At 71.2% G+C, this 7,638-nt stretch carries 4 protein-coding genes; 3 read left to right on the forward strand and 1 reads right to left on the reverse strand.

The window, feature by feature from the left end:
• Window positions 1-123 precede the first annotated feature (123 nt).
• The gene (locus ACFQ6S_RS05290) at window positions 124-822 is read right to left on the reverse strand and encodes a TetR/AcrR family transcriptional regulator (RefSeq protein ID WP_383403767.1); all 699 of its coding nucleotides are present in this window, start codon (window positions 820-822) and stop codon (window positions 124-126) included.
• A 235-nt stretch (window positions 823-1,057) separates the two neighbouring features.
• Here ACFQ6S_RS05290 and ACFQ6S_RS05295 point away from each other — a divergent pair, with 235 nt between their 5' ends.
• The 3 genes from ACFQ6S_RS05295 to ACFQ6S_RS05305 form a co-directional block, all read left to right on the forward strand.
• Window positions 1,058-2,608, forward strand: a complete 1,551-nt coding sequence (locus tag ACFQ6S_RS05295) for an MFS transporter (RefSeq protein ID WP_383403770.1) — start codon at window positions 1,058-1,060, stop codon at window positions 2,606-2,608.
• Window positions 2,609-3,141: 533 nt separating this feature from the next.
• The gene (locus ACFQ6S_RS05300; protein WP_383403773.1) at window positions 3,142-3,408 is read left to right on the forward strand and encodes an acyl carrier protein; all 267 of its coding nucleotides are present in this window, start codon (window positions 3,142-3,144) and stop codon (window positions 3,406-3,408) included.
• A 214-nt stretch (window positions 3,409-3,622) separates the two neighbouring features.
• Window positions 3,623-7,638, forward strand: a 4,016-nt coding sequence (locus tag ACFQ6S_RS05305; RefSeq protein WP_383404336.1) for a beta-ketoacyl synthase N-terminal-like domain-containing protein, incomplete at its 3' end; no start/stop codon positions are given.

A 7,638-nucleotide genomic window follows, 5' to 3' on the forward strand; every position in this document is an offset into this window, starting at 1 on the left:
TTCTGGTTGTTTGCGGGGGTCCTCCCCCCCCCCCTGCTCGTCCACCCCCCCCCGGAACGCTGTGTGTTGTGTTTCCCCGCCCCCCTTTCCCCCCCCACCCCCCCAATCCGTTGTCAGGTTGCTTCAGCCGGCCGTCAGCATGGCCTCCGCACCGTCCAGAGCGCGTTCCAGGGTGAACAGGAAGAACTCCGTCTCCTGTGCCTCGATCGCCTCGGGATCGGTGCTGCGCGCGCGGGCGGTCGTGCCCGCCGCGGCCAGACCCGGCTGTGACTCGTCCTCCGCGAAGGCGGCCATCGCGCGCCCCATGTCGGCCCGCGCCGTGGGGTATTGGCCCCGGTCGTCCTCCACGGCGACCAGCGCGAACGCGCTGTTGAACAGATAGCGGTAGACCTCGGGTGCGTGTTCGCCGAAGCCGGCCTTCATCAGCACCCGGATGCCCGTGTCGATGGTGGGCAGCGCCGACGGCACGTTCGGTCCCACCGCGCACAGCCGGCGGGCCACGCCGGGGTACCGGCGCAGCACGGTCCGGCCGTCGGACATCACGGAGCGGAACCACTGGCGCCAGGGCACATCGTCGGTGGGGATCGGGATCCGGGAGATCACGCGGTCGATCACGCCCATGACCACGGCCTCGCGGTCGCCGACGTGATAGGCGATCACGCCGGGCCAGACGTCCAGTCTGGTGGAGATCTGCCGGATGGACAGGCCGTCGAGTCCCAGTTCCCCGGTCACCTCGACTGCCGCATCGATGATCTTGTCCGCCGTGATCGGCGGCAGGCCCGCTGCCGCCCGTGACCGGCGGCGCGGTGCTGAGTCAGACATGACGAACGACCTCACATTGAGGCGCTGTTGCTGCAGCGCTGTGATGCCCGGCGGCTCGCTAGGCACGATCAACTTTAACTTATTAGCCACTGTCTAACAGCATGATGTAGTCTCTTAGACAGTGACTAACAGAGGTCGCTCGACCTCTGCGGGAGACGTCTTCCCGCCGCCCCTTCCGCCCCGGTGCGGCCAACTTCCCCATCCGCACCGGACCCACCCCGAGAGGCTCCACGCCATGCGCAAATGGATGCCGCTGGTGGCCGTGTGCCTGGGCACCTTCATGCTGCTCATCGACGTGACCATCGTGAGTGTCGCGCTGCCCCAGATGACCGACTCCCTCGACGCCTCGTTCTCGGCCCTGCAATGGGTCGTGGACATCTACGTCCTCGTACTCGCCGCCCTGCTGATGGCACTCGGATCGCTGTCCGACCTGGCCGGCGCCCGGCGCGTCTACCTCGCCGGACTGGCCGTCTTCGCCCTGTCCTCACTCGCCTGCGGCCTGGCCGGCAGCAGCGAGGTGCTGATCGCCGCGCGCGGCGTGCAGGGCCTCGGCGCGGCCGCCATGTTCGCCACCAACACCGCGCTCCTGGCGAGCCATTACCAAGGGCGCGACCGCGGAGTCGCGTTCGGCATGTGGGGCGCGGTCAACGGTGCCGCCGCGGCCGCCGGACCGATCCTGGGCGGTCTGCTCACCGAGCACCTCGACTGGCGCTGGATCTTCCTGGTCAACCTGCCGGTCGCGGCCATCGCCCTCTATATCGGCGGCCGCCACCTGGCGGCCTCGGCCACCCGGGCGGATCGCAGCATCGACCTGCCCGGCACGATCGGCTTCACTCTCGTCGCCACCCTGCTCATCTTCGGCCTGCTGCACGCGGGCGAGGACGGCTGGGGCGACGGCACCACCCTGGCCCTGTTCGGCGGATCGGCCCTCGCGCTGGTGCTGTTCATCCTCGTCGAGCGCGGCCGGCGCGACCCGATGCTGGACCTGCGCCTGATGCGTACGCCCTCCTTCGCCACCCTGATGGCCGGAGCCGTGGTGTTCAGCGCCGCCGCCTTCGCCAACCTGGTGTTCGTGTCCGTGTGGGCGCAGTCGGTGCTCGGCTTCAGCCCGGTCAAGGCCGGTCTGATCCTGATGCCGTTCAGCGGCATGTCCTTCCTCGCCGCCGGACTCGCCGGCCGGTTCCTCGCGAACGTCCCGCCGCAGTACCCGATAGGCGGCGGACTGCTGCTGATCGGCGCGGGCTCGTTCCTGGAGATGTCCCTGACCGGCACCTCCGGTTGGACGGCCCTGCTGGCCGGCTTCCTGGTGGCCGGAGTCGGCGTCGGCATCGCCTCACCGGTCCTCGCCTCGGCCGCCCTCGCGGCGGCCCCGCCCGACCGCATGGGCATGGCGGGCGGCGCGGCCAACACCTTCCGTCAGCTCGGCTTCGCCCTCGGCATCCCGGCCGTCGGCACCGTCGTGTCCGGCGTCATCGCGGACAGGCTCGCCGACAGCGCGCTGTTCACCCGCACCGACGACCTGGCCGACCTCGTCACCGGCGGACAGTCCGCCGCCGTCCTCGCCTCGGTCCCCGGCGAGTCCCGCGACGCCGCGCAGAGGATCGTCGAGGACGCCTACGCCGCAGGCCTGGACCAGGTGTTCCTCGCCGGCGGGCTCGTGGCGGTCGTCGCGGGCGTCCTGGTGCTGCTCGTCGTGCGCGGATCCCATGCACGGCCGGTGTCCGATGCCGCGCCGACCACCCCGGATCTCAGCAAGGCGCCGGAGGGTGGAATTGCCGCGGTGTGACCGCGGAACCCGACCCTCTGACTGACCGAGTGGAGGGACTCGACCCGGAATCGCACGCCACCGGAATTAACCTTCCGTTGGCGAGTCGACTTCTGGGTGACGAGTCCCTCCATTTGGTGTCCAGGGCCTTTACGCACTGCCCGGTTGGGACAATGCTGCTGCCATTCGCGGCCGGCCCGGCAAAACATATTGCCGCTGCGCGAGCTGACACGGACGCTGACATCCTTTCCGCAGCCTGACACGCGGCGCTCACTTGACTCAGTCCTGCGAAAAACCCCTGATCAGCGCGGGGGACATGAGCGGAAGTCCGTTCCGGAAGCCTTTCTCCGCGCATGGAAAGGCTTTGCCGGGCACTGAGCCGGTTGCCGGTCGACGACCGTGCCCGTAGGTTCACGCACGCGGACCAATAACTCCGCCCGGCCCCGTTGTGGCTCTCTTTGCTCAAGCACCCCGCACCTCTTCTGCGTGGCGTTCTGCTGCAATCCGCCCAACCCCCGGAAAACGTGCGACAAGCCGTTCGGAGAGGATCGGAAATGGTGAAGATCACGGCCGATGAGGCCCAGAAGTGGCTGATCGACGAGATTGCGACGCGCTTGGGCGTCGATCCCTCCGAGGTCCCGCCGGACCAGTACTTCGACGAGCTCGACCTCGACAGCACCGCCGCTCTGATCATCGCGGGCGAGATGGAGAAGTGGCTGGGGTTCGAGCTCGGTACCACCGCCCTCTGGTACCACCCGACCATCGAGGCCCTCGCGGCGCACATCGCCGAGGAGTCCGAGCAGCGCACCGCCGCGGCCTGACACCGGTGGGCACCGGGCCGGTTCGTCCCCCCACCGTCCGCCCGGAGCCCGCCGCAGGGCGCCTCCCGCAGAGCGCACCCGCCAGCACCGCCGTCGCCGGCCCGCCCCCGGACCACCACCCGCACCGGCCGGCCCCGGCCGCGGCCCGCTCACCGGGTCCGCCCGGCCGCCGCCCACGACCTCCCTGTTCGCTCCAGATCCAGAGAGATTCGCCGTGAACTCTTCGCAGGAATCCGACCTCGACCGTCGGCTCGCCCGGGATCCCATCGCCATCGTCGGCCTCTCCGCGCTCTTCCCCAAGTCCAGCAATCTGCGGGAGTTCTGGTCGAACGTCGTCTCGGCCGCCGACTGCATCGACGACGTGCCCGCCGGTCACTGGGACGTCGACGAGCACTACGACCCGGACCCCACCGTGCCGGACAAGACGTACGCCAAGCGCGGCGGCTTCATCCCCGACACGCCGTTCAACCCGCTGGAGTTCGGGCTGCCGCCCAACACCCTGGAGGTCACCGACGTCCTTCAGCTGCTCAGCCTCGTCGTCACCCGCGACCTGCTCAAGGACGCCGGGGCCGACCAGGCCTGGTACGACAAGGCGCGCACCGGCGTCGTCCTCGGCATCACCGGCGCCAACCAGCTCACCCAGCCGCTCACCGCGCGGCTGCAGAGCGGCGTCCTCAAGGAGGTCGTCCAAAGCTGCGGCCTGTCCCAGCGGGACGCCGAGGAGATCGTCGCCAAGTTCCGCCTGGCGTACGCCCCTTGGGAGGAGAACTCCTTCCCCGGCATGCTCGGCAACGTCGTCGCGGGCCGCGTCGCCAACCGGTTCGACCTCGGCGGCATCAACATGACGATCGACGCCGCCTGCGCCAGCTCCCTCGGCGCGGTCCGCGCCGCCGTCAGCGAGCTGGTCGAGCGGCGCGCCGACACCATGCTGGTCGGCGGCTGCGACGCCGAGAACACGATCTTCATGTACCTGTGCTTCAGCAAGACGCCGGCGCTGTCGAAGTCCGGGCACATCCGCCCGTTCGACAAGGACGCCGACGGCACGCTGATCGGCGAGGGCATCGGCATGCTCGCGCTGCGCCGCCTTTCCGACGCCGAGCGCGACGGCAACAAGATCTACGCCGTGCTGCGCGGCATCGGCACCTCCAGCGACGGCCGCTTCAAGTCCATCTACGCCCCGCGCAAGGAAGGCCAGATGGTCGCCCTGCGCCGCGCGTACGAGGACGCCGACTGCTCTCCGGCGAGCATCGAGCTGTTCGAGGCGCACGGCACCGGCACCGCCGTCGGCGACGCCACCGAGCTGAGCGCGCTGTCCGCCGTGGTCTCGGAGGCGAGCGACACCCGGCGCTTCGCGGCCCTCGGCAGCATCAAGTCGCAGATCGGGCACACCAAGGCGGCGGCCGGCGCGGCCGGCATGATCAAGCTGTCGCTCGCCCTCCACCACAAGGTGCTCCCGCCCACCATCAACGTGGACGAGCCCAACCCCGCCATCGACTTCACGGACGGCCCGGTCTACGTCAACTCCGAGACCCGGCCCTGGATCCGCACCCCGGAGCGGCCCAAGCGGCGCGCCGCGCTGTCCTCGTTCGGCTTCGGCGGCACCAACTTCCATGTGGTGATGGAGGAGTACGGCGACGGCGGCGACCTGCGCGTCTCCCACCCGGTGGCGGCGGTGCACCTGTGGCACGCGCCCGACACCGCGCAGCTGACCGAGACCCTCGCTTCCGGTGCCCCGGCGACCGGCGGCCCGGCCCCCGCCGACCACGCGCGGGTCGCCTTCGTCGCTCGCACCGCACAGGAACTGAACGACCTGCGCACCCTCGCCCTCGGTGAACTGCGCGCCCGCGCCGACGCCGACGACTGGTCCCACCCCAAGGGCGTGTACTTCCGCCGTACGGCCGCGGCCTCCGGCAAGGTCGCCGCGCTGTTCGCCGGGCAGGGTAGCCAGTACGTCAACCCCGGCCGCTCCGCCGTGCTGGCGCTGCCGCCGCTGCGCGCCGCCTTCGACGCCGCCAACCGGCACTTCGACGGCGTGGAGCCGCTGTCCCGCATCGCCTTCCCGCCGCCCGTGTTCGGCGACGCCGAGCGCGCCGAGCAGGACACCGCGCTGCGCGCCACCGCCTACGCCCAGCCCGCCATCGGCGCGCTGTCGGCCGGTCAGTTCGCCTACCTCACCGAACTCGGCTTCCACGCCGAGGGCTTCCTCGGCCACAGCTTCGGTGAACTCACCGCCCTGTGGGCCGCCGGAGCCCTCACCGACGACACGTTCTTCGCGCTGGCCCGGGCCCGCGGCAAGGCGATGGCACCGCCGCAGGACCCCGGATTCGACGCCGGCGCCATGGCCGCGGTCTCCGCCCCCGAGGAGCGGGTGACCGAACTGCTCGCCCAGCGCACCGGCGTGGTGATCTGCAACCGCAACGCGCCGGACCAGATCGTCGTCGGCGGTCCCACCGAGGAGGTCGAGCGCCTGGTCGCCGACGCCGCCGCGGCCGGTCTGCGCGCGAGCCGGCTGCCCGTCTCCGCCGCCTTCCACACCTCCTTCGTCGGCCACGCCCTGGACGCCTTCCGCGCCGACGTGGAGCGCCACGAGGTGAGCGCCCCCACCGGCACGGTCTACGCCAACACCAAGGGCGCCACGTACGGTGACGACACCGCCGCCAACCGCACGGTCCTCGCCGAACAGCTCACCAACCCCGTCGACTTCGCCACGTGCGTCGAGGCCATGTACGCCGCCGGACACCGGGTGTTCGTGGAGTTCGGGCCCAAGACCGTGCTCACCCAGCTCGTACGGCGCATCCTCGGCGACCGCGAGCACACGGCGCTCTCCGTGGACGCCGGCCCCGGGCGCGACGCGGACGTCGCTCTGAAGCAGGCCGTGGCCCAACTCGCGGTCCATGGACTGCAGTTGGCGACGACCGACCGCTACGTCGAGCCCGTTGCCGAGGAGACGCCCGCCAAGGGCATGTCCATCCTCCTCAACGGCATCAACTACGTCTCGCCGGAGCGCAAGGCCAAATACCGGGACGCGATCGACAGCGGGTACCGGATCGCCGTACCGACTCTCCCCGGGACGGGCGGGGGAGCGCCGACGGACGCATCGGCCGGATCGGGCAGGGCGGGAGGGTCCGACGGAGGTCCGTCCGCTCCCGCCCCTGCGGCGGTCCCGGCCCCGGCTCCGACTCCGGTCGCGACCATCACAACGGCCGCGGGGCCCAACGGCTCGTCACCCACGGTGCGTTCGGTGTCCGCTCCGGCCCCGGCCGCCCAGTCGGCCACCGCTCCGGCCGGCACCGCCGCCGCCGTGGCCGTGCGCGAGCCGAGCCTCCCCGCCCCGGCCGCCCCGACCCCCGCTCCTGCTTCCACCGTCATGGAGACCCCTCACGTGGACAGTGACCGCCTGGCCGATCTCATGGCCGACCATCTCGCCCTGCACGACGACTACCTGAGCAGCCAGCTCCAGAGCGCCGAGCGTCTCACCGGCCTCCTGGAGCGGGCCGCCGAACAGGGTCGGCTGGGCCAGATCATGCCCGGTGTCAATGCCGTGAAGGAGCACGGGATCGACATCGGACGCAGCCACCAGCGGGCCAACGAGGTCCTCCGCGACCTCGCGGGCCTGGAGCTGGGCTCGGCAGTACCGTCACCGGAACAGCGCCCCGTGCAGGCGCCGTCGACCCCGCAGATCGCGCCGCAGCCGGCCCCGCAGCCCACCGAGGCCCCGGCCGCGTTGGCCCCGAAGCCCGCTCCCGCACCGGCGCTGGCCCCGGCTCCCGCACCGGCCCCGCAGCTTCTGAGCGTCACCTCACCGACCACTGCGGCCCAGCCGCCCGCCCCGGCCGCCGTGACGGCCGCTCCCACCGTGGACGCGGCTGGTGTGGAGGCGGCGCTGTTGGAGGTGGTCGGTGCGAAGACCGGTTACCCGGCCGACATGCTCGAGCTCGACATGGATGTCGAGGCGGATCTGGGGATCGACTCGATCAAGCGGGTCGAGATCATGGGTGTGATGCAGGAGCGGTTCGGCGGTGGTGTCGCCGCTGGTCCCGAGCAGCTCGCGGAGCTGCGCACGCTGCGTCACATCGTCGATTTCATGGCCACTTCGTCCGCCCCGGCCGCCGTGACGGCCGCTCCCGCTGTCGATGCGGCTGGTGTGGAGGCGGCGCTGTTGGAGGTGGTCGGTGCGAAGACCGGTTACCCGGCCGACATGCTCGAGCTCGACATGGATGTCGAGGCGGA

The sequence above is a fragment of the Streptomyces sp. NPDC056479 genome (assembly GCF_042795335.1).
Taxonomy (GTDB): Bacteria; Actinomycetota; Actinomycetes; order Streptomycetales; family Streptomycetaceae; genus Streptomyces.

Bases quoted from the DNA above. Each gene is read 5' to 3' on its own strand.
- ACFQ6S_RS05300 (WP_383403773.1), top strand. From the start codon at position 3,142: ATGGTGAAGATCACGGCCGATGAGGCCCAGAAGTGGCTGATCGACGAG.
- ACFQ6S_RS05290 (WP_383403767.1), bottom strand. From the start codon at position 822: ATGTCTGACTCAGCACCGCGCCGCCGGTCACGGGCGGCAGCGGGCCTG.
- ACFQ6S_RS05295 (WP_383403770.1), top strand. From the start codon at position 1,058: ATGCGCAAATGGATGCCGCTGGTGGCCGTGTGCCTGGGCACCTTCATG.